Source organism: Psychrobacillus sp. FSL K6-2836 (genome assembly GCF_038003085.1).
GTDB lineage: Bacteria > Bacillota > Bacilli > Bacillales_A > Planococcaceae > Psychrobacillus.
In genome coordinates this window covers 572,046-596,082 of sequence record NZ_JBBOOM010000001.1, presented here as the reverse complement: position 1 = coordinate 596,082, position 24,037 = coordinate 572,046, and the positions used below count along the sequence as shown (strand labels likewise).

Annotated in this window: 19 protein-coding genes; all 19 read left to right on the top strand. The window is 36.9% G+C overall.

What is annotated here, in order from left to right:
* Positions 1 to 882 (top strand): 4-hydroxy-tetrahydrodipicolinate synthase, encoded by an 882-nt coding sequence (gene dapA / locus MKY37_RS02945; RefSeq protein WP_340773587.1) that lies wholly within the window; start codon positions 1 to 3, stop codon positions 880 to 882.
* 395 nt (positions 883 to 1,277) lie between these two features.
* Complete coding sequence (locus MKY37_RS02940; RefSeq protein ID WP_340773585.1) at positions 1,278 to 2,945, top strand: ribonuclease J; 1,668 nt, start codon at positions 1,278 to 1,280, stop codon at positions 2,943 to 2,945.
* A 726-nt stretch (positions 2,946 to 3,671) separates the two neighbouring features.
* On the top strand, positions 3,672 to 5,927 hold the full coding sequence (locus MKY37_RS02935) for an FtsK/SpoIIIE family DNA translocase (RefSeq protein ID WP_340779828.1): 2,256 nt from the start codon (positions 3,672 to 3,674) through the stop codon (positions 5,925 to 5,927).
* A gap of 198 nt (positions 5,928 to 6,125) precedes the next feature.
* Positions 6,126 to 6,854 carry a GntR family transcriptional regulator gene (locus MKY37_RS02930; RefSeq protein ID WP_340773583.1) on the top strand — a complete coding sequence of 243 codons (729 nt, stop codon included), beginning with the start codon at positions 6,126 to 6,128 and terminating at the stop codon, positions 6,852 to 6,854.
* 50 nt (positions 6,855 to 6,904) lie between these two features.
* A complete protein-coding gene (locus tag MKY37_RS02925; RefSeq protein ID WP_340773580.1) occupies positions 6,905 to 7,987 on the top strand; it encodes a BMP family lipoprotein in 1,083 nt (360 codons plus the stop codon).
* 245 nt (positions 7,988 to 8,232) lie between these two features.
* Entirely contained in the window at positions 8,233 to 9,783 is a 1,551-nt protein-coding gene (locus MKY37_RS02920; protein WP_340773579.1) for an ABC transporter ATP-binding protein, read from the top strand.
* The gene (locus tag MKY37_RS02915) at positions 9,773 to 10,819 is read left to right on the top strand and encodes an ABC transporter permease (protein WP_340773577.1); all 1,047 of its coding nucleotides are present in this window, start codon (positions 9,773 to 9,775) and stop codon (positions 10,817 to 10,819) included. The genes MKY37_RS02920 and MKY37_RS02915 overlap by 11 nt, the downstream gene beginning before the upstream one ends.
* A 1-nt stretch (position 10,820) precedes the next feature.
* Positions 10,821 to 11,780 carry an ABC transporter permease gene (locus MKY37_RS02910; RefSeq protein WP_340773575.1) on the top strand — a complete coding sequence of 320 codons (960 nt, stop codon included), beginning with the start codon at positions 10,821 to 10,823 and terminating at the stop codon, positions 11,778 to 11,780.
* A gap of 243 nt (positions 11,781 to 12,023) precedes the next feature.
* Positions 12,024 to 13,301, top strand: coding sequence for an EF-P 5-aminopentanol modification-associated protein YfmF (yfmF, locus tag MKY37_RS02905; protein ID WP_340773573.1), 1,278 nt, complete (start codon positions 12,024 to 12,026; stop codon positions 13,299 to 13,301).
* The gene (yfmH, locus tag MKY37_RS02900; RefSeq protein ID WP_340773571.1) at positions 13,294 to 14,595 is read left to right on the top strand and encodes an EF-P 5-aminopentanol modification-associated protein YfmH; all 1,302 of its coding nucleotides are present in this window, start codon (positions 13,294 to 13,296) and stop codon (positions 14,593 to 14,595) included. Before yfmF ends, yfmH begins: the two co-directional genes overlap by 8 nt.
* Positions 14,588 to 15,319 (top strand): elongation factor P 5-aminopentanone reductase, encoded by a 732-nt coding sequence (ymfI, locus tag MKY37_RS02895; protein ID WP_340773570.1) that lies wholly within the window; start codon positions 14,588 to 14,590, stop codon positions 15,317 to 15,319. Before yfmH ends, ymfI begins: the two co-directional genes overlap by 8 nt.
* A 157-nt stretch (positions 15,320 to 15,476) precedes the next feature.
* Positions 15,477 to 16,283 (top strand): DUF3388 domain-containing protein, encoded by an 807-nt coding sequence (locus tag MKY37_RS02890; protein ID WP_340773569.1) that lies wholly within the window; start codon positions 15,477 to 15,479, stop codon positions 16,281 to 16,283.
* Positions 16,284 to 16,299: 16 nt separating this feature from the next.
* Positions 16,300 to 17,157, top strand: a complete 858-nt coding sequence (locus tag MKY37_RS02885) for a helix-turn-helix domain-containing protein (RefSeq protein ID WP_340773568.1) — start codon at positions 16,300 to 16,302, stop codon at positions 17,155 to 17,157.
* Between the two features lie 54 nt (positions 17,158 to 17,211).
* Entirely contained in the window at positions 17,212 to 17,790 is a 579-nt protein-coding gene (gene pgsA, locus MKY37_RS02880; RefSeq protein WP_340779827.1) for a CDP-diacylglycerol--glycerol-3-phosphate 3-phosphatidyltransferase, read from the top strand.
* Between the two features lie 14 nt (positions 17,791 to 17,804).
* Positions 17,805 to 19,061 carry a competence/damage-inducible protein A gene (locus MKY37_RS02875; RefSeq protein WP_340773565.1) on the top strand — a complete coding sequence of 419 codons (1,257 nt, stop codon included), beginning with the start codon at positions 17,805 to 17,807 and terminating at the stop codon, positions 19,059 to 19,061.
* 179 nt (positions 19,062 to 19,240) lie between these two features.
* On the top strand, positions 19,241 to 20,311 hold the full coding sequence (recA, locus tag MKY37_RS02870) for a recombinase RecA (protein ID WP_340773562.1): 1,071 nt from the start codon (positions 19,241 to 19,243) through the stop codon (positions 20,309 to 20,311).
* Positions 20,312 to 21,150: 839 nt separating this feature from the next.
* On the top strand, positions 21,151 to 22,707 hold the full coding sequence (rny, locus tag MKY37_RS02865; RefSeq protein ID WP_340773560.1) for a ribonuclease Y: 1,557 nt from the start codon (positions 21,151 to 21,153) through the stop codon (positions 22,705 to 22,707).
* Between the two features lie 93 nt (positions 22,708 to 22,800).
* Positions 22,801 to 23,598: a TIGR00282 family metallophosphoesterase gene (locus tag MKY37_RS02860; protein ID WP_340773557.1), complete on the top strand. Its 798-nt coding sequence runs from the start codon at positions 22,801 to 22,803 to the stop codon at positions 23,596 to 23,598.
* 85 nt (positions 23,599 to 23,683) lie between these two features.
* Entirely contained in the window at positions 23,684 to 23,950 is a 267-nt protein-coding gene (locus MKY37_RS02855) for a stage V sporulation protein S (protein ID WP_340773555.1), read from the top strand.
* The last annotated feature ends 87 nt before the right edge of the window (positions 23,951 to 24,037 follow it).

The following is a 24,037-nucleotide window of genomic DNA, read 5'->3' as shown; positions in this document are numbered from 1 at the left end:
ATGAATATAGGTTCTATTGCTACGGCAATGGTTACCCCATTTCAAACAGACGGTTCTATCAATTATGCACAGGTAGAATTATTAATCGAACATTTACTTGCGACAGGGACTGATTCCCTTGTCATTAGCGGAACAACAGGAGAATCTCCTACTCTATCAACAGAAGAAAAACTAAATTTGCTGAAATTCGTTGTTGAAAAAGTGAATAATAGAGTTCCTGTTATTGCAGGTACAGGAAGTAATAATACAGCAGCATCTGTTGACTTATCTCTAAAGGCTGAGGCTTTAGGAGTAAATGGACTAATGATCGTCACACCATATTACAATAAACCAAATCAACGAGGGTTGATTGCCCACTTTGCAACTATTGCAAATGCAACAACTTTACCAATTATCGTTTACAATATTCCAAGTCGTTCAGTAATAAATATGGAGTTGGAAACAGTTGTAACGTTAAGTCAAATTCCAACTATTAAATTTCTAAAAGAAGCTAGTGGCAATTTAGATCAGATGACTAGAATTATGACTAAAACAAAAGGTGATTTAGAAGTATATAGTGGAGATGATTCACTCACTCTTCCATTACTAGCAATTGGAGGCTCCGGTATAGTTTCGGTTGCTTCTCATATTGTTGGAAATGATATGAAGAAAATGATTGTAGCTTTTCAGAATGGTAATCATTCGGAGGCTGCACGAATTCATCAATCATTATTGCCGATAATACAGGCGTTATTTAAACATCCCAATCCGATCGTTGTAAAATATGCACTTTCTAAGGTGGGAATTGAAGCGGGTAACTTACGACTACCTCTTGTTGAAATGGCCGAAAATGAAAAACGGGAATTTGATATAATTTGGGAACAATACTTGAATACTAAATAATTTTGGCGGAAAGGCTGAAGATTTCCTATTTCAGCCTTTTTTTTATTTGTGTGAATCGTTGACGTCCGATATAATGAAAATTAGTGGATGTTGGTCGGGTTAACTTCTTCAGCAAAAAAATGAGCAAGTTAACGTAGGAATAGATATCTCTCACTACTGACAAAAGCGGAGAGATTAATACTAATATGTAATAACAATTCAGTGAGTACTAGCACTAGCTGAAAGGTTAAGCCTCCGGAGGATGTCACAGATTTTGAACGGATCTTAGAATGTTGTTAGCTTAAAAAATGTCGTATACATGACGTTGGTTAACTGACCTGCATCAAGCAGGCCTAAGCACAATTCAAAATCTGGGCACAACGCCGAGGAGCAATTGATTTATAGGAGGAAAAGATTTGGTAAAAGTAAAAAATGAACTTATTCGAATTATACCGCTCGGTGGAGTTGGGGAAATCGGAAAAGCAATGTATGTAGTAGAAATAGATGAAGAAATATTTGTCGTAGATAGTGGGTTAATGTTCCCAGAAAACGAAATGCTAGGAATAGATATTGTTATTCCGGACATTACGTATTTAGTGGAAAATAAAGATCGAGTAAAAGGAATCTTTTTAACGCATGGTCACGAAGATGCGATTGGATCAATTTCTTATTTACTTCAAAAAGTACAAGCACCAGTATATGGTTCTAAATTGACAATAGCTTTGGCAAAGACCCATTTAAAAGCGTTGCCGACTAAGCAACCAGTCAAATTTTTTGAAGTAACAAATAAAAGCCGTATGAATTTCCAAGGAACATATGTAACCTTTTTCCATACGACACATAGTATACCAGATTCGCTTGGTATCGTGTTCCATACGTCTGAAGGTGCAATTGTCCATACCGGGGAATTTAAGTTTGATCAATCGGCTAAAGGAAAATATCGTCCAGATATAGCGAAAATTGCAGGACTTGGAGAAGATGGTGTATTTATTCTTTTATCCGATTCAACTGAAGCAGAAAGACCAGGTTATACAACTTCAGAAGCAGTAATTGAAAACCAATTGTCAGAAACATTCCACGCTTCTAAAGGTCGTATTCTAGTTGCTCTATATGCATCAAACTTCATCCGTATTCAACAAGTGATTGACAAAGCGATTGAAACAGGTAAAAAAGTTGCGATTGCAGGTAAAAGCTTAGAAAATATCTTTGAAATTGGTTTAGACCTAGGTTATTTCAATGTAGAAGAGGATACAATTATTTCTATCAAAGAAATCTCAAAACACGATGATGAGAAAATTGTCGTTATTGTATCTGGTACGCAAGGTGAGCCGTTAGAAGCACTAGAAAAAATGATTCGTAAACACCATAAAGATATTAAAATCAAAGATACAGATACTGTCTTAATCACTTTTACTCCTTCTCCTGGTATGGAAGTAGGAATGTATAATACGATGAACCAAATTGCAAAAGTTGGAGCGAAAGTATTAACTTCCGAAAAAAATGTCCATGTATCCGGCCACGGAAGTCAAGAAGATTTGAAAATGATGTTGAACTTAACAAAACCCAAGTTCTTTATACCAATTCAAGGGGAATATCGCATGTTGATGGCCCATTCAAAATTGGCTCAAGCAACTGGAATGTCCAAATCGGAAATCTTCATTGCCGATAAAGGGGATATTGTAGAGTATAAGAGCGGTAAAATGAGAATGAGTGGTCGAGTTCAAGCAGGAAACGTACTAATCGATGGAATTGGTGTTGGCGATGTGGGCAATATTGTTCTACGCGATCGTAAGCTACTTTCACAAGATGGTATATTTATTGTAGTGGTCACGTTAAATCGAGCACAGAAGAAGATTGCTTCTGGTCCAGAAATTCTTTCGAGAGGATTTGTCTATGTTCGTGAGTCAGAGGAGCTAATGGACGAGTCTGCTAAGCTAGTTCGAACAGTTGTTGAAAAATATGTGAATAAAGAAACGTTTGAATGGACAAACATTAAACAAGAAATCCGTGATACGCTAAATTCATACTTATTCCAACAAACAAAAAGACGTCCGATGATCATCCCGATTATTATGGAATATTAATGTGAATAAAGGATTTCCTTTCCGAATACGGAGGGAAATCCTTTTTATCTTAAAAAATAGGAAGCCTTTAAACAATGTAGTATGAACACGGGATTCATCCGACTTTCGAGAATGAATAATCCTGCTGATTTCCGTTACATCGTACTTTAATGTTTCGAAGTTAGCGCAGCAATGAAGAAACAGGTGGACGCTTTCCACGAGGGGAGAGATGAACCATCACCGTCGCTTGCGCGTCGATGTGATGGTTCATCTGTCTCCCTCATTCCGCCGGAGTCGCCACCTTTCACTACAATCAATATAGGGTGTAGTACTTCATTGTAAGATTTAGCATGGAATATCGCTTAAATGATAAGACTAGCCAAAGTTAATGTAGGAAAGAAACATCCTTATCATTGCTTATTTCTAAGTAATGCATGAATATTTAAGTGATATTTGTATTCAATTATCAGTTTCATAAAGAGAATTTTATTGATTGGAGCACAGGGTGGCGACTCCAGTGAACAGCGTAGGCGAAGACCCCGCAGCGAAGCGAGTAGGCTGAGGCAACGCCCACGAAAAGCGTCCGCCTGGAGCGTAAATCAATAGTGTTACTAAGTCCCACTTCTTAAAAGGACCGGGCGCCTATTTGTCCAGTTTTAAAAAGTGATATTAATAACAATTTAGAAAGTAGGTGACACTTTGGCAAGGAAGAAAAAAAGACCAACAAAAAAGCCAGCAAAAAAAACAATGCATCCGCTCCTTTATGAAATTATTGGTCTTCTAATTATTGGATTATCTATCATTTCGTTTTTTGAATATGGGCTTGTAGGAGAATTTTTGGCTTATATAAGTTATTTCCTATTTGGGAATTGGCATATTGCTGTTCCGTTTATGCTCATCGTTTATGCACTTATAATCATGATCAAACAATCAGTTCCGGCATGGAATCATCGACTACTATTAGGCTGTGCATTTATACTGGGCAGTTTACTATTGTTTAGTCACATCGCTTTATTTCAACAATTATTTGAAGGAAAAGCATTAGTAACAAATTCCGTTTTAAGAGAAAGCTATCGTGTTCTAGTTGAAAGTGGAGGTATCGTCGATAGAAATAGTTCGTTAGGTGGTGGAATGATAGGCGCAATATTCTTTGCGACATTCCATGTTCTCTTTGATTCGGCTGGAGCAAAAGTAGCTGGCTGGCTTATGTTATTTATAGGGATCGTATTACTGACTGGAAAAGCACTAGTTCCGTACTTAGTAGAGTCATTTCCGAAACTAAAAGAAAGCTTTCTAAATAGACCGAAGAAAAAGAAAGTAAAACCAACACCGACACCAACACCCACTCCATCTAGGGGTCAGTCCCGTCGAAACAAAAAACAAGCTGCTCAGGAAGAAGCGGTTACAGTAATAGAGGCAGTTCCTATAGAGACAGAAGAAGTAGAGCAATCCTCGTCACCTATTATATCTGCATTCACTGAACGAATAGCTAGAAAAGAAGTCGTAGAAGAGCCTTCTGAGCCTGTTGAACCATTAGAGATTAATATGGAAAGTGGAACAGTTGAAAACGAAGATTATCAATTACCTTCTATTAACTTATTAGATGCACCTGCTCATAGTGACCAAAGTGGAGAACTAAATGCTATTCAAGCAAATGCTAAAAAGCTAGAACAAACATTTTTAAGTTTCGGAGTAAAAGCAAAGGTTACGCAAGTTCACTTAGGACCAGCAGTAACAAAATATGAAGTTCTACCTGATGTTGGTGTGAAGGTTAGCAGAATTGTTAGTCTACACGACGACCTTGCCCTAGCGTTAGCTGCGAGAGATATTCGGATCGAGGCACCTATTCCTGGTAAATCTGCGATAGGTATTGAAGTACCGAATAGGGAAGTAGCCATTGTAAGCTTACGAGAAGTTCTAGAATCTGAAGAAAATGATAAACCAAATCTGAAGCTACTAATAGGTTTTGGGCGAGATGTTACGGGACAAGCTGTTCTTGCCCAATTAAATAAAATGCCACATTTACTAGTAGCTGGTTCCACTGGTAGTGGGAAGAGTGTATGTATTAATGGGATAATTACAAGTATAATGATGCGTGCAAAACCTCATGAAGTAAAAATGATGATGATCGATCCAAAAATGGTAGAGCTTAATATGTATAATGGTATTCCACATTTACTTGCACCAGTAGTAACTGACCCAAGAAAAGCATCACAGGCTTTGAAGAAAATCGTATCTGAAATGGAAAGAAGATATGAATTGTTTTCTCATACGGGCACACGTAATATGGAAGGCTATAATGAGCATATTGATAGATGGAATGAAGAGAATGAAGAAAAACATCCAAAATTACCATTTATTGTCGTAATAGTCGATGAGTTAGCTGACTTGATGATGGTGGCTTCAAATGATGTAGAGGATTCTATTACTCGTTTAGCCCAGATGGCTCGTGCTGCTGGTATTCATTTGATTATTGCTACACAAAGACCAAGCGTAGACGTAATAACAGGGATTATTAAAGCTAATATTCCTTCTAGAATTGCATTTGCAGTATCTTCAGCAATCGACTCTAGAACAATTTTAGATATGGGAGGAGCAGAAAAATTACTTGGTAGAGGGGATATGTTATTTCTTCCAGCAGGTAGCTCGAAACCAGTCCGAGTGCAGGGGGCATTTTTATCAGATGCAGAAGTTGAAAGAATTGTAGATTTTGTTATTGAACAACAAAAGGCAAATTATCAGGATGAAATGATTCCGGATGAAGTGGAAGAATCTGCAGAACAGATAGATAGAGATGAATTATATGATGATGTTGTTCAGTTAGTAACAGAAATGCAAACCGCTTCTGTATCTTTACTTCAAAGACGATTTAGAATTGGCTATTCTAGAGCAGCACGAATCATTGATCAGCTAGAACTTAGTGGAGTTGTCGGACCTTATGAAGGAAGTAAGCCAAGACAGGTTTTGGTCTCCAAACATCCGGTAGATGATGATATAATTTAGGCCAAAAGGTTAAATAGTGTAACACTTTTTTATAAAAGTATGACAAAATCATTACAAATTCATATGTTTTTTGCAACGACTTTTAACCTAATATAAATAAAAGTATTTATTTCACGTTTTAAAAATGGTATAGTATGACTGATTAGTAGGAAAGTTTTACATCAGAGGTCTGATCTCCTCAAAATGGTGGTGTTTTAGATGACAATAAAAGTAGACCATCGTCATTTATATTTACAAGTGATTGATCGTCTTAAACAAGACATCGATAAGGGCATATTTAAAGAAAAGGAAAAGCTTCCTTCTGAATTTGAATTAGCCAAGTCGCTAGGAGTGAGTCGTGCAACTTTAAGAGAGGCGCTTCGCTTATTGGAAGAAGAAAATATAATAGTCAGAAGACATGGTGTGGGTACATTTGTAAATTCTAAGCCCATTTTTACGTCTGGTATTGAACAGCTGTCCAGTGTTTCTTCTATGATTCGTAAAGCTGGAATGGAGCCAGGAACAATCTACTTGAGTTCCATGCAAGCGATTCCATCTGAGGATGATATTTTAAGATTTCAATGTGGGGATGACCAATCGATCGTTACGATGGAGCGTGTCCGTACTGCGAATGGCGAACCAGTTGTATATTGTGTCGATAAGGTTCCGAAAAATTATTTACCTAATGATTTTCTCATTAGAGAAGAAGGCTCTATTTTTACTGCATTAGAAGAGTCTGGGGAAATACGTATTTCTTATGCGGTGACGTTTATTGATCCTACGGGTTATCACGAGATCGCATCACCAACTTTGAATTGTGAGCCAGAAACTTCCTTGCTTGTTTTAAAACAACTCCATTACGATGAAAATGATCGTGTGGTTTTGTACTCGAAAAACTATTTTCGAGCTGATAAATTTAGCTTTCACGTTGTTCGGAAAAGGGTGTAAAATGTACTAATTCCTGCTAATAAGAAAAAAAGAAAATGGGGGTTTTCAAATTGACAAAACGTAAATTTGGATTAGGACTGTCACTAGTACTAGCTGCTGGAACAATTCTAGGAGCATGTGGATCTAAAGATGAAGAAACAACTAAACCAAAAGATTCAGAGGGAACAGGTTCTGAAGGTACGGAAGCAGTAGATTTTTCTTTAGCAATGGTAACTGACGTTGGTGGAGTTGATGACAAATCATTCAACCAACTAGCTTGGGAAGGTATTGAAGCTTTCGGTCAAGAAAATGGTCTTGAAAAAGGCACTGGTGGATATGACTACCTTCAATCTACAGGTGACGCTGACTATATCACAAATCTAAATAACTTAATACGTCGTGACTTTGATGTAGTTTATGGTATTGGTTTCCTAATGGAAAAACCAATTGGTACTATTGCTGACCAACAACCAGAAGCACAACTTGCTATTATCGATGCTATCGTGGATAAACCAAACGTTGCTTCTGTAATGTTCAAAGAACAAGAAGGATCTTTCCTTGCGGGTGTTGCTGCTGCTCTAATGTCTGAATCCAAACAAATCGGTTTCGTTGGTGGAATTGAAATTCCAGTAATTGAACGTTTTGAAGCTGGATTTTTAGAAGGTGTTAAAGCTGTAGATCCATCAATTAAAGTAGATGTACAATACACTGGTAAATTTGATGATGCTGCACTTGGTAAAACAACTGCTAACCGTATGTATTCTTCAGGCGTAGATATTATTTTCCACGCTGCTGGTGGTACTGGTAACGGTGTATTCGCAGAAGCAAAAGAACGTAAAACAAAAGATGCTAATGCAAACGTATGGGTAATCGGAGTTGACTCTGACCAATACGAAGAAGGTGCTGTTGGCGATACAAACGTAACGCTTACATCTATGCAAAAACGTGTTGACGTTGCAGTTCAAAGCATTGCTAAAGAAGCTATGGCTGGAAACTTCCCTGGCGGAAAAACTACTACTTATGGTTTAGCAGAAGAGGGAGTACAGCTTGCTGATTCTCGCGGAGCAATTCCACAAGAAATTTTAGATCAAATTCAAGAGTACTCAGACAAAATTGTTAGTGGAGAAATCGTTGTTCCCGAAACAGTAGAATAATATTATTATCTAACATCATAAAGACCGATTTTTCTCGGTCTTTATGATATTTTAAATTAATAGACGAAAGATTTTAACTATTCAGAAGTGAAGAAGTATAGGCTTTTTATTTAGTATTTGTCTAGCTCCAGCGCCTAGCCCCTCGAGTCGTTTCAGAATGTCGGGGCTAACATAGGCGCTTGCGCTTTTCTTAAAGTCTTTCCTGTATTAATTTAGTACTAGTATTATAGTGGGGAGTGAATTCATTGGATTATGTAATAGAGATGCTTGGCATACGGAAAGAGTTTGGATCGTTTGTTGCAAATGATAACATTACCCTTCAGTTGAAAAAGGGAGAAATACATGCTCTTTTAGGGGAAAATGGTGCTGGTAAATCCACGCTTATGAACGTTTTGTTCGGGTTATATCAACCAGAAGCCGGCGAGATAAAAGTAAAAGGGAAAACTGTTAAAGTTACAGACCCGAATGTTGCAAATGATTTAGGTATTGGAATGGTCCATCAGCATTTCATGCTCGTTGAGAACTTTACAGTAACAGAAAATATAATATTAGGTAATGAGTTAACAAAAGCAGGTATCGTCAATATTAAAGATGCGGCAAAAAAAATTCAAAAGCTTTCAGAAATGTATGGGTTAGATGTAGATCCTAATGCAAAGATTGAAGATATTTCTGTTGGGATGCAGCAGCGAGTTGAAATATTGAAAACGCTTTATCGCGGTGCTGATATACTAATTTTTGATGAGCCGACTGCTTCGCTTACTCCTCAAGAGATTAGTGAACTTATACAAATTATGAAGCGCTTAATACAAGAGGGTAAATCAATTATCTTGATCACGCATAAGTTAAAAGAAATTATGGATGTATCTGACCGAGTAACTGTTATCCGTAAAGGTGAAGGAATTGGTACTGTAGTTACCGCAGAAACAAATCCAAATGAATTAGCATCATTAATGGTTGGTAGACAAGTAGAATTCAAAACAGTGAAGAGTGAAGCGAACCCTACCGATGATACACTTGTTATAAAAGATCTAGTCGTAGCAGATTACCGGGGAATCGATAAAGTTAAAGGACTAAACTTAACGGTCCGTAAAGGTGAAATTTTAGGGATTGCTGGAATTGATGGAAATGGTCAAAGCGAGTTAATTGAGGCAATCACTGGCCTACGAAAATCTAAATCTGGTTCTGTAACGATAAATGGAGCAAACATGACCAATAAAAAACCGCGTAAAATTACAGAGTCTGGTGTAGGACATATACCACAGGATCGTCATAAGCATGGTTTAGTTCTAGACTTTTCTATCGGTCATAATATTGCATTACAAACATATTATCAAGATCCTATCTCGAAAAATGGAATTATGAATTATTCTAAAGTTTCTAAGCTAGCGCAAAAAATTATTAACGATTTTGATGTGCGTACCCAAGGGGAGCACACACCTGCTCGTGCACTTTCTGGAGGAAACCAACAAAAAGCAATTATTGGACGAGAAGTTATACGTGATCCAGAATTGCTGATTGCGGCATTACCAACACGTGGACTTGATGTAGGAGCTATTGAATTTATTCACCAACGTCTTATTGAACAACGAGACAATGGAAAAGCGGTACTTCTGCTTTCTTTTGAATTAGATGAAGTTATGAATGTATCTGACCGTATTGCAGTTATTTACGATGGACAAATTGTAGATACGTTATTACCTAAAGAAACCTCTGAACAAGAGCTTGGGTTATTGATGGCAGGTCAAAAAAAGAATTCAAACATAGGTAAACAGGGGGAAACAACTCATGTCGAATAGAGTAGTCAATATACTTGTCCCTGTAATTTCTGTTATTTTAGGATTGCTCGTAGGAGCCATCGTCATGCTAGTAAGTGGATATGATCCGGTACAAGGGTATGTAGCACTTTGGAATGGGATCTTTGGAGATACTTATGCGATTGGAGAGACTATTCGTCAAATCACTCCATATTTACTTGCAGGCTTATCCGTAGCATTTGCTTTCCGTACGGGATTATTTAACATCGGGGTTGAAGGACAATTATTAGTAGGATGGTTTGCTGCAGCTTATGTAGGGATTGCATTTGATCTACCTATGTATATTCATTTACCATTTGCTATTATCGCAGCAGCTTTAGCTGGAGCATTATGGGCTTTCATTCCAGGTCTTTTAAAGGCAAAATTACAGGTCCATGAAGTAATTGTAACAATTATGATGAACTATATTGCTTTACATACAACAAATGCATTGATAAGAGTTGTATCGGATGGTGGGGACAATACAGGTACGATTAATGCAACGGCTTCATTGAAATCTGCATTTTTCGAAAGTATTACAGATTACTCACGTTTGCATTATGGTATTTTCATAGCACTTGCAATGGTATTAATAATGTGGTTTATATTAGAAAAAACGACCACTGGCTATGAGCTAAAAGCGGTTGGTTTTAACAAGCATGCATCTGAGTATGCAGGTATGAATGTAAACAAAAATATAATTCTTTCTATGGTTATTTCTGGAGCATTTGCTGGACTAGCAGGTGCAATGGAAGCGTTAGGAACATTCCAATACGCAAATGTTAAAGGTGGATTCACTGGTATTGGTTTTGATGGAATCGCAGTTGCCTTATTAGGAGCAAATTCACCTCTGGGCGTAATTTTCGGTGCAGTACTATTTGGATCATTAAAATATGGAGCTCTCAATATGCCAAACGAAGCTGGTATTCCAGTAGAAATCGTTTCTATTGTAATAGCTATAATCATATTCTTCGTAGCATCTGGTTACGTTATTCGCTATTTCCTTGAAAAAGCGAACAAGAAAAAGGAGGCGAAATAATATGAGCTTCTTAGATGTTTTATATTTCATTACCCCTGCAGCTATTTTCTATGCAGCTCCACTAATATTCACGGCAATCGGTGGAGTTTTCTCCGAGCGTTCTGGTGTTATTAACATCGGATTAGAAGGTTTAATGGTTATGGGTGCTTTCATCGGTATTCTATTTAACTTAATGTTTGTAGATACGTTCGGAGCAATGACTCCGTGGGTTGCGCTTATCGCAGCAATGGTTGTTTCAGGGTTATTCTCTGTTATGCATGCTGTTGCATCGATTTCTTTCCGTGCGGACCAAACAATTTCAGGGGTTGCGATCAATATGTTAGGGGTTGCAATTGCTCTTTTCTCAGTGAAAATGATTTATGATAAAGGACAAACAGATTATATTCAAGAGCGATTTATCCGTTTTGATATACCTTTATTAAGTGATATTCCAGTAATTGGACCAATGCTTTTTAAAGATGTATACGGCACTTCTATTTTAGCGATAGGTATCGCTGTGATGGCATGGTTTGTTATTTATAAAACTCCTTTTGGATTGCGTTTACGTGCTGTTGGGGAACATCCGATGGCAGCAGATACAATGGGTGTAAATGTGACTAAAATGCGTTATATTGCAGTTATTTTGTCTGGTGCACTTGCAGGGCTAGGTGGAGCAGTATACTCTCAATCGATTTCTGGTGAATTTAGTCATACTACTATAAATGGTCAAGGATTCATGGCTCTTGCTGCAATGATTTTTGGTAAATGGCATCCACTCGGAGCATTAGGAGCAGCGTTGTTCTTTGGATTTGCTCAAGCATTAAGTATTGTTGGTGGACAGATTCCATATGTGAAAGAAGTTCCAACATATTTCTTGCACATCTTACCTTATGCTTTAACTATATTGGCAGTAGCCGGATTTATAGGGAAAGCACACGCACCAAAAGCGAGCGGAATACCTTATATCAAAGGGAAACGATAATTTAAAGTTTTGTAGTTGAGTCAATTTCATAATTATTTATTTCATATAAAATAAGAGTGTTTACGTGATATCACAATTGTTTATTCAATTTTTATAGAGTAGATCTTGTTGATTGACTTAAATTGAATAGAAAATGGAAGTGGGACCAATTAATTGGTCCCTTTTTATATGTACTGATATAATTAGAACATGTATAGTGAATCACTATCTGAGATACACTAGAAAGAAAAAGGGGGATTACTTATGTTTCAACAATTTGAACTTGCAAGTGGCGTTAAGCTTTTTGTGAGACCTACAGAACAATTCAAAACGATTAATATCTCGTTTAAATGGAAACAGCCTTTAACAGTAGAAAAAGCTTCTACTCGAGCAGTATTAGCAAATATATTACAATTCAGCAATGAGGCTTATCCAACAAATGCAGCTTTTAGAAAGCGTTTAGATGATTTGTACGGAACTGTTCTATACTTTGATACGACTAAAAAAGGAAGTCACCATATTTTTTCATTGAATGCGGAAACTGTAAACGACGCATACTTATCAAATGAAAAAATTGTCGATGAAGTATTTTCTTTATTACATACGGTTATTTTTAAACCAAATTTAGTGAATGGCAAATTTGATGAGTCAATAGTAAAACGAGAAAAAGAACAAGTTATTGAACGTATTCAATCTATGTATGATGACAAAACAAGATATGCACAACAACGTTTGTTAGAAAATATTCGCCCAAATAGTCCAGCTTCTATTACATCTAATGGTACAGTGGAAGCTGTTAAAGCAATTACAAATGATCAACTAATCGAAATGCATCAAGATTTACTAACAAAAAATGATTTATCGATTTATATTGTAGGGGATGTAGATGTGCAGGAGATGAAAGAAAAAATGCAGAGTCATTTTTCCTTTGCTGATCGTACAGATAAGATTGATAAAGCAGAAGATGTACCAAACGAAACATCTAACAAAAAATTTCTTCATGAAATACAAGATATGAAACAAGGTAAACTCCATATTGCCTATCAAACACCCATCACTTTTTTCTCAGAAGAATTTCCAGTTATGCAGCTGACAAATGGTATTTTAGGTGGATTTTCACATTCTAAAATATTCATGAACGTACGGGAAAAAGAAAGTATGGCTTATTATGCATCGAGTAGCTACTCTTCGCTTTACGGATTAATCTTCGTGCTTGCAGGAATAGATTCAAATTTACAGGAAAAAGCAGTTGCATTAATCGATGAACAACTAAAAGCATTGCAAGCCGGCGATATTTCTGACTTAGAATTAAACCAAACGAAATCCATGCTTACCAATCAGCTGAAAGAGGCTTTAGATTCAGCACGTGCTCAAATTGAAATATACGACCAGTATAAAGAATTGAATGCATCCTTTACCGTAGAAGACTGGCTAGAAAAGTGGAAGCATGTAACGAAAGAACAAATACAACAAATGGCATTAACTATTGAAAAGGAATTTGTTTATTTCCTTTCAGGTAAGGAAGGTGCAGCAAATGAATAAAACGTATTTTGAACAATTAGAAGAAACATTATACAATGAAACACTTCCAAATGGTTTAGATGTCTATATCTTGCCTAAAAAAGGGTTTTCGAAGACGTTTGTTACTTTTACTACAAAATATGGCTCGATCGACCGTGAGTTTATACCTTTAGGTAAGGAAGAACCCGTTATTGTTCCTGATGGAATTGCTCATTTTCTAGAGCATAAAATGTTTGAAAAAGAAGAAGGAGATGTTTTTCAGAAGTTCAGTGAGAAAGGGGCATCTGCCAATGCATTTACTTCTTTTACTAGAACTGCGTACTTATTTTCTTCGACTAATCATGTATTAGATAATACGAAAACGTTATTGGATTTCGTTCAACAGCCCTATTTTACGGAACAAACAGTAGAGAAGGAAAAAGGGATAATAGGTCAAGAAATTACGATGTATGATGACCAACCAGATTGGCGTTTATACTTTGGAACAATCGAAAATATGTATAAAGAACACCCTGTAAAGATTGATATTGCTGGAACGATTGAAACGATTAGCCATATTACTGCCGATCATTTATATGAGTGCTATAACACGTTCTATCATCCATCAAATATGGTTTTATTCGTAGTGGGAGCAGTTGATCCTAAAGAGATGATGGACTTCATCAAAGCAGATCAAGCTGAGAAGACATTTGAGGAACCTCAAGAGATTAAACGTTTCTACCCTGAGGAACAAAAGGCAGTGGATATAAAAGAACGTACTCTTCAAATGGATGTTCAAAAACCGAAAGTATTATTTGGTATTAAAGCAAGTAATACCGATATTTCTGGTGACGAAATGTTAAACTACGAACTAGCGATGCAAGTTGCAATTGAAATGATATTTGGCAGAAGTTCTGCATTTTATCAAGAAATATACGAAAACGGATGGATTGATGAATCTTATTCCGCAGATTTTTCGATGGAGCAGGGCTATGGTTTTACAATGATTGGTTCAGATTCTGTCAACCCAACTGAACTGACCAAGAAAATAAAAGAAACTATTCAGAAACACGCCTCTAATTGGAATGTAGAAGATGAGGATTTACAACGTATTGTCCGTAAAAAAATTGGCTTTTTCTTACGAGCATTAAATTCCATAGAATATATTGCAAATCAATTTACACGTTACTCTTTCAATGACATGAATTTATTTGATGTAGTTCCTGCCTTGGAGATACTAACAATGGATCAGGTGAGAGCGGCATTCCAATCGTTAATAGACGAAAATGCTCATACAGTATTTACAATTTTACCTTTAGAGAAAAATAATGAGTAAAAAATTTGCATTGGTGCTAGGTGCATCTGGTGAAATTGGTCAGGCGATATGTCGTAATCTCGCAGAAGCCGGTTGGTCCATGTACCTGCACTATGCTAATAACAAAGAAAGCGTAGAAAAGTTGTTAACAGAATTTAACGAGTCCTATCCTGAACAAGAGTTTATCGTTGTTCAAGCGGATATGAGTAACCCGAATTGTATAGAAACAATAGTCGATTCAGTCTTTACACTTCAAGCAATCGTATTTGCCCAAGGGCATAGTCTATACAAAGCTTTAGAGGACACTAGCTTAGATGATATCCGTCTATTGTTTCAAGTGCATGTGGAGCATCCTATGGCTTTATTGGGAAAACTAAATAGTAAGCTTCGTAAACAAGCTAGTAGTTCAGTTATATTTGTAGGAAGTATATGGGGAGATACAGGTGCTTCTTTTGAAGTGGCCTACTCTGCTGCTAAAGGAGCCCAGCATGCCTTTGTAAAGGCCTATGCGAAAGAGGTTGCCTTACAGCGAACAAGAGTAAATGTGGTTGCCCCAGGGTTTGTCGATACAAAAATGAACGCTCATATTGAAGAAGAAGATCGACAGCTAATCCTTGCAGAAATTCCTGTTGGTATTTTGGGATCCACTCAAGATATAGCGAATGCCGTCGAATTTTTAACGAGTGATAAGGCGAATTATATAACAGGTCAAATTATTCGGGTTAACGGTGGATGGTATATTTGATATCCGACTTCATGTCGCTAATAGTCAAATCCAATAGAAAAAGAAAAGAGAGTATTACAGTCTCTTTTCTTTTTTTCTTTTATTCGACTACAAAATCATATATGATAGAACTAATCATGAAGTGAAACGTCATCTATAGAGAAGGGAAAGATATAACATGGCTAGTGAATGGTTTTTTGAATATGAAATTCAAGTTAATCGTCCAGGACTTTTAGGTGACATTTCTTCTTTACTTGGTATGCTTCGAGTTAATATTGTAACGATCAATGGTGTAGATGAAGGCAGACGGGGTATGCTTATTAAAGCAGAGAAAAAAGAAAACATTGAACGTTTTGAACATATTGCTTCCACTATGGAAACGATTCAATTGACTAAATTTAGGGAACCTAAGCTTAGAGATCGTCTTGCAGTTCGTCATGGTAGATATATTCAACGTGACGCAGACGATAAAAAAACATTTAGATTTGTTCGTAATGAACTTGGTCTTCTAGTAGATTTTATGGCAGAAATTTTTAAACAAGAAGGTCATAAACTTATTGGAATTAGAGGAATGCCCCGAGTAGGCAAGACGGAATCGGTGGTGGCAGCAAGTGTATGTGCAAACAAAAAGTGGATATTCCTGTCTTCTACAATGATCAAGCAAACAATTAGAAGTCAATTGGCAGGAGACGAGTTTAGCGATCGTAATATTTTTATATTAGATGGTATTGTAACGAGAAAATCTAATGATGAAAAGCATCTTCAGTTAGTAAGAGAAATGATGCGGATGCCGACTATCAAGGTTGTGGAACATCCTGATATGTTCATCCAACATTCTGAGTATTCTATTGATGATTTTGACTATATTATCGAGCTTCGTCACACTCCTGACGAACAAATCACATATGAAATGATGGAAAAAAACCACGGAATGTCTGACAAAGGAATGACAGGCTTTGGCGGATTTGGTGGATTCAATTTTTAACGGGCAGGTGTTTTAGTTGACTGAACTTGGGGCTCGCTTAAAAGAAGCGAGAACAGCAAAGGGTTATAGTATTGAGGATTTGCAAGAAATAACAAAAATTCAAAAACGATACTTGGCAGGTATTGAAGAAGGTAACTATGCAACTATGCCAGGTGCATTTTATGTTCGTGCATTTATTAAACAGTATGCAGAGGCTGTTGGATTAAACGGAGACGAATTATTAGAAACATATAAATCAGATATTCCCTCTCCATCCAATGAGGAAGTTACAAAGAGTATTCCCACAACTCCGTCTAGAAGAGCTTTGGGCGGACGATCAACTAGTAAGTTGATGGAGATTTTCCCAATGGTTATGGTAGTGGTATTTGTAATTGCAATTATCGTAATGTCTTGGTTTTTATTTCAAAATAGACCGGATGATTCAGAAGAAGCTGTTACAAACGACGAGTTACTACAAGAGCAAAAACCGACGTTTGAGGACAATGAAAATGTAAAACCTGATGATGTAGAAGAGCCAGTTGAGGAAGAAGCTATGGAAGAGGTAGAAGAAGAACCAAAGCCTACTCAACAGCTAAGTTTCATCGATTTGCAAGGTGTAACTTCAAATTATACTTTAGCCAATGCGGAAAGCTATTTAGTAAAATTGGTCGCAGAAAATACTACATGGTTGAATATTAGGGATGAAAATGACAAAATTCTTGTGGATCAATCAGTGAAGGCTGGAGAAACCTTCGAATTTGATGCAAATGCATTTTCTAAAATCCGTATACGTCTTGGACATGCGCCTGGGAATACTGTTACAATAAATGACGAAGTGGTAGAGTTTAAAAGCACGGAAGTTACTCAAAATGTAGTAATACAGTTCAACAAATAGTCATCTTAATGATGGCTATTTTATTTGATATTGAAAGGAGTTTTTATCATGAAAATGAATATACCAAACCAAATATCTTTGTTTCGTATATTTTTAATCCCTATTTTTATGTTTTTTATGCTAGTTGACTTCAATTGGGGAGACATTACAATACTAGGGGCAACTATTCCAGTTGGACATTTGGTAGGAGCAATTATTTTCATAATTGCATCGATTACTGACTTTATCGATGGGTATTACGCTAGAAAATATAACTTGGTTACGAATATGGGGAAATTTCTTGACCCTCTAGCAGACAAATTATTAGTTTCTGCCGCTTTAATCATTTTAGTTCAGTTTGGAATGGCGCCAGCTTGGGTAGTTATATTAATTATTAGCCGCGAGTTTGCAGTGACTGGTCTTCGTTTGATATTAGCGAATGAAGGAGAAGTAGTGGCTGCCAATCAATTAGGGAAAATTAAAATGTGGACACAAATAGTTGCGGTTTGTTCTCTTTTATTGGGTAATATATTCTTTGAAATGTTCCATATTCCTTTTGATATGATCATGCTATATGTATGTCTATTCTTTACAGTTTGGTCTGGATGGGATTATTTTTATTTGAATCGTAAGGTGTTACTAGATTCTAAGTAGGAAGGAAGTGCTTCATGAAAGCAGAAATTATTGCAGTGGGCTCAGAGTTATTACTAGGACAGATTTCTAATACAAATGCCCGTTTTATATCCACTCAACTAGCAGAGATTGGTCTGGACGTATATTATCATACTGTAGTCGGAGATAATGCGGATAGGCTGTTAGAATCGATTCAAATAGCAGAAAAACGAGCAGACCTAATTATTTTCACAGGCGGATTAGGTCCTACTAAAGATGATTTAACAAAGGAAACTATAGCCAAGCATCTAGGTATGAACTTAGTGCTAGATAATCATGCAATCATATATATTGAAGATTTCTTTAAGCGCATGAATCGTAAAATGACGGAAAACAACAAAAAACAAGCACTTGTTTTAGAAGGGTGCACCGTCCTTGAGAATAAACATGGAATGGCGCCGGGAATGTTACTTTCTACTGAAAGTCATTCATATATACTACTTCCCGGACCTCCAAAAGAGATGGAGCCTATGTTCCAATTCGAAGCGAAGCCATTGTTACCTAAGCTCCTTTTGGATGAAAATGTTATTATGTCCCATGTTATCCGGTTCTATGGGATAGGAGAAGCGGAATTGGAAACAGAAGTTCAGGATCTGCTAGACAACCAAACGAATCCAACGCTTGCGCCACTTGCCTCTGATGGTGAGGTTACACTACGATTAACGGCAAAAAGTAATTCGGAAGAGGAAGCTTGGAAAAAAATTGAAACATTACAAGCTGAAATCCTCAACCGTGTTGGCAAATTTGTTTATGGCTATAATAATGACTCTTTACCATCAAAGCTGAGAGAAATTCTTATTGAAAATGACCTCACTATTTCAGCAGCAGAGAGCATGACGGCAGGACTATTTCAATCGGAGCTTGCTGCAGTACCGGGAATGGGAGAAGCTTTGGTAGGTGGGATGATTACCTATACAGAAGATGTGAAGATTAAGCAATTAGGTGTTAATGCTGATATTATCGAGAAGTATAGCGTAGTTTCTAGTCAATGTGCAGAGCAAATGGCGCTTCGAGTAAAAGAAATATTTCAGACCGATATAGGAGTAGGTATTACTGGAGCAGCTGGTCCAGATGGTCATGGGGGCCAACCTGCAGGTACAATTTGGATTGGTATTGCAATAGGTGATACCAAGTCTGTAACATATAAACTTAATCTATCAGGTTTACGAAACACGAATAGAATTAGAGCAGTGAAGTTTACGATCCATTATTTGATACGTTTACTACGAGAACAAAAAATTGCAGGAATTTAATTTTGATTCAAAAAAACGGCCCAAAATTTAATTTTGAGTCGTTTTTCACTCTCAAAATAAAAAAGACGCAAAAAATAAACGAATGAACGTTCGCTTTTTTCTTGTAAATTTCTCAAAGACCGAGTATAGTAAGAATAGAAATAAAAAACATCATCATTTCTTTTGAGGAGGAAATATAATTGGCTAATAACGATCGCAAAGCAGCATTAGATATGGCGTTAAAACAAATAGAGAAACAATTTGGTAAAGGTTCTGTTATGAAATTAGGAGAAAAAACAAATCTTGAAATTTCAACTTCTTCTAGTGGTTCTTTAGCATTGGATGCTGCACTAGGGATAGGCGGATATCCAAGAGGACGTATTATTGAAATATATGGTCCAGAGAGTTCAGGTAAAACAACCGTTGCTCTACACGCCATTGCAGAAATACAAAAAACTGGTGGTCAAGCAGCATTTATCGATGCTGAGCATGCATTAGATCCAGTTTATGCGCAAAAACTTGGTGTAAATATTGATGAATTACTTTTATCTCAACCAGATACAGGGGAGCAAGCGCTTGAAATAGCGGAAGCACTTGTACGTAGTGGAGCAATTGAAATTTTAGTAATTGACTCGGTAGCAGCTTTAGTACCTAAAGCTGAAATTGAAGGAGAGATGGGAGATTCACATATGGGTCTTCAAGCTCGACTAATGTCTCAAGCATTACGTAAACTTTCAGGTGTTATTAGTAAGTCAAACACAATCGCCATTTTCATCAACCAAGTTCGTGAAAAAATTGGAGTAATGTTCGGAAATCCGGAAACTACAACAGGTGGTCGTGCGCTTAAATTCTATAGTTCTGTCCGTTTAGAAGTAAGACGTGCAGAAGCGATCAAACAAGGCACCGATATTATGGGGAACAAAACGAAGATTAAAGTTGTAAAGAACAAAGTAGCTCCACCATTTAAAACGGCAGAAGTAGATATTATGTATGGTGAAGGGATTTCTCAAGAAGGAGAAGTAGTTGACATAGGATCAGAGTTTGACATTATTCAAAAAAGTGGTTCTTGGTATGCGTACAATGAAGAGCGCATAGGTCAAGGTAGAGAAAATGCAAAACAATACTTAAAAGAAAATCCTTCTATTAAAGCAGAAATTACAGGGAAAATCCGTGAATCACTTGGAATGGCAGCAAGTGCCTTAACGATCGGCGGTCATGAGATCGAAGAGGAAGAAGACGAAGAATTTGAATTATTATTAGATGAAAAATAAAATCCAAAAAGTCTCTCAATTATTTGAGAGACTTTTTTTTGAAAGTATGTATTTTCCTACTAACATGATGGTTCATCTGTCTAACCGGAGTCGCCACCTTTTACTACAATGAATGAAGATAGTAGTGCCCAACTAGAAGATTTAGCACCACCCATCGCATCGCTAAGACAATAGAACTCTTTTAAGTAAATGTAGTAATAATAATATCCTGTATTCGTTGTTCAATGGCGGCCACTTAAATTGATAGTGGACTACGGAGAAATAATAAGCGTTCACCCAAAAAAGAAGCGAGATAGCGAACGAAATTGTATCTTCGTAAGCTTACTCTATAAATTAGAAAGTATTTTTTCTCTCATTACACAAGAATGTACTAAAACTATTCCGAAAGTTTTAGTAGGGCGACGGACAGATAAACTCCATAAAATTACCGAGAATAGAGAGACTGATCGTGATGCCAGTCACGATCAGTCTCTCTAAAAAAATCAAGCATTAATGATATATCGACAAGTTTGCCCAAAGCACTTCAAAAACGATAGAAATAGGTTTTGACCTTAAAGGAAGCTTGTACTTTTCTAAAAATGGACCTACTCAAACCTAGGTATAAATTTCAAATAAAAACCTTGATTTTTATTCGTTTAATTGAAAACACCCATATACAGATGTTTATTTTGTCCTACTTTTCATATATTATACTTCCCTTCCTTGACAGAGTATTTCTACATCTATACAATTAAAATTGTATAATTTCTTTATTATTAAATGATTATAGGCATTACGTATATGTTTTAGTATATACGTGCCGACTGAAACTAAAAAGTATAGCAATAGGGGGTGTTCGAATGACAGAAATTATCATCTCCGCTTTGCTTGGTCTGATTGTCGGTGCCGTTGTTGGTTATATTTATCTGAAAAACGTGAACGATTCAAAAGTGACTGGTGCAAAACAATCTTCAGCAATCATCATAGATGAAGCAAAGCGAGAAGCGGAAGCGTTGAAGAAAGAAGCACTTTTAGAAGCCAAAGATGAAACTCACAAATTACGAAATGAAGCAGAATCTGACATCCGTGAACGCCGAGGCGAACTGCAAAAACAGGAAAATCGGTTATTACAAAGAGAAGAGAATCTTGATCGTAAAGATGATGCTCTAAACAAGAGAGAAGTAGGTCTTGAGCGTAAAGAAGATGCTCTAACTGAAAGACAACAGCATATCGAACAGAAAGAAAGCAAAGTGGATGAACTAGTTAAAAAGCAACAAACTGAACTAGAAAGAATTTCTACTTTAACTCGAGAAGAAGCGAAAACAATTATTCTTCAAGAAGTAGAAAATGAACTTGCTACGGATATTGCTGTGATGACAAAGGAATCGGAGACTAGAGCTAAAGAAGAATCCGATAAAAAATCTCGTGAGATTCTTTCCCTTGCGTTACAACGTTTTGCAGCAGACCATGTTGCTGAAACAACTGTTTCTGTAGTCAACTTACCAAATGATGAGATGAAAGGTCGCATTATTGGGCGTGAAGGACGAAACATTCGTACACTTGAAACGTTAACTGGTATTGATTTAATCATCGATGATACGCCAGAAGCTGTAATTCTTTCAGGCTTTGATCCAATTCGAAGAGAAACTGCCCGTTTAGCACTTGAAAAACTGGTACAGGATGGACGGATTCATCCTGCACGAATCGAAGAAATGGTAGAAAAGTCTAGAAGAGAAGTAGATGAGCAAATTCGCGAAATTGGTGAACAAACTACATTCGATATTGGGGTTCATAATTTACATCCAGATCTTATGAAAATTCTAGGTAGACTCCGTTATCGTACAAGCTATGGTCAAAATGTGTTAAAACACTCAACAGAAGTTGCTTATTTAGCTGGTCTATTAGCGGCGGAACTTGGTGAAGATGTAACACTTGCAAGACGTGCAGGGTTATTACATGACATTGGGAAAGCAATTGACCATGAAGTGGAAGGTAGCCATGTAGAAATTGGTGTCGAGCTAGCAACAAAATACAAAGAACATCCAGTAGTTATTAATAGTATTGCTTCCCATCACGGGGATACAGAAGCTACTTCTGTTATTGCCGTATTAGTGGCAGCTGCCGATGCATTATCTGCAGCAAGACCAGGGGCGAGAAGTGAAACATTAGAAAACTACATTCGTCGTTTGGAAAAACTTGAGGAAATTTCTGAGTCCTATGAAGGCGTAGAAAAATCTTTTGCTATTCAAGCAGGACGAGAAATTCGTATTATGGTTCGTCCAGATCAAATTGATGACCTAACTGCTCATCGTTTGGCAAGAGATATCCGTAAACGAATTGAAGAAGAATTAGATTATCCAGGTCATATAAAAGTTACTGTTATTAGAGAAACTAGAGCTGTAGAATATGCTAAATAACATACAGTGATGGTGTTCTGCTGTTTCATAAGTTAGTATAAACAAAAAGGCTTCGAAATGAAGCCTTTTTTTCGTGAAAGGAATGAAGTAGGAATGAAAATATTATTTATAGGTGATATCGTTGGATCTATCGGCCGCGATACGTTAGAAGATTATTTACCAAGACTAAAAAGAAAATATGATGTGGACGTAGTTATTGCTAATGGAGAGAATGCAGCTGCAGGTCGTGGGATTACGAAAAGTATTTTTCAGTCATTGCTCCATATGGGAGTCGACGTAGTAACAATGGGCAACCATACTTGGGATCAAAAAGAAATTATGGATTTTATTGATGACACGGACTATTTAATCCGTCCTGCGAACTTTTCAGAGGACGCTCCTGGTAAAGGGATGACTTCCATCTCTAAAGGTGGTCATACCATTTCAGTGATCAATATGCATGGCCGCACATTTTTACCACCCCATGATGATCCATTTAAAATGGCTACGAAAATGGTTGAAGAAGCCAAAAAACTATCACCTATAGTCTTTGTAGACTTTCATGCAGAAGCTACAAGTGAAAAGATCGCATTTGGTTGGCATTTAGATGGAAATGCTTCTGTTGTCGTAGGAACACATACACATGTTCAAACAGCAGATTCTCGCATATTACCAGGTGGAACTGCTTATATAACAGACGTTGGTATGACAGGTCCATACGATGGTGTCCTAGGCATGAAAAAAGAAGATGTACTCTACCGTTTTCAAACGAATATGCCCACTCGTTTTGAAGTACCTAAGACTGGACGTACTGTACTTAGCGGTTTCTTCGTGGAAGTAGACAATTCCACTGGGAAAGCAATACACCAAGAACGAATTTATATAAACGAGGATTACCCGTTTAAAGGCTAAAAAGTCTAAAAGATTACTCCTGCGCATAAGTTAGATTATGGACCAGAAGCAAGTTCATAATATAGCGACAAAAGGAGAAATGATAGTGGATTCTTTAAAAGTATCTTCCCGTTCAAACCCAAATTCAGTTGCTGGGGCATTAGTTGCAGTAATTAGAGAACAAGGGTATGCAGAAATGCAAGCAGTAGGAGCAGGAGCATTAAATCAGGCTATCAAAGCGATAGCAATTGCCAGAGGATTCGTAGCCCCAAGTGGAACAGATTTAACTTGTTCTCCAGCTTTCACCGATATTATCATATCTGGTGAAGATCGAACAGCTCTAAAGTTACTTGTTGAAAAAAAGGCAAAATAGACGGGGGGTCGCTACTTTTATAGTAGTGACCTCTCTTTTTAGATAAGAAGGATATTTATAGTTTTTATAATTTTTAAGAATAATTTG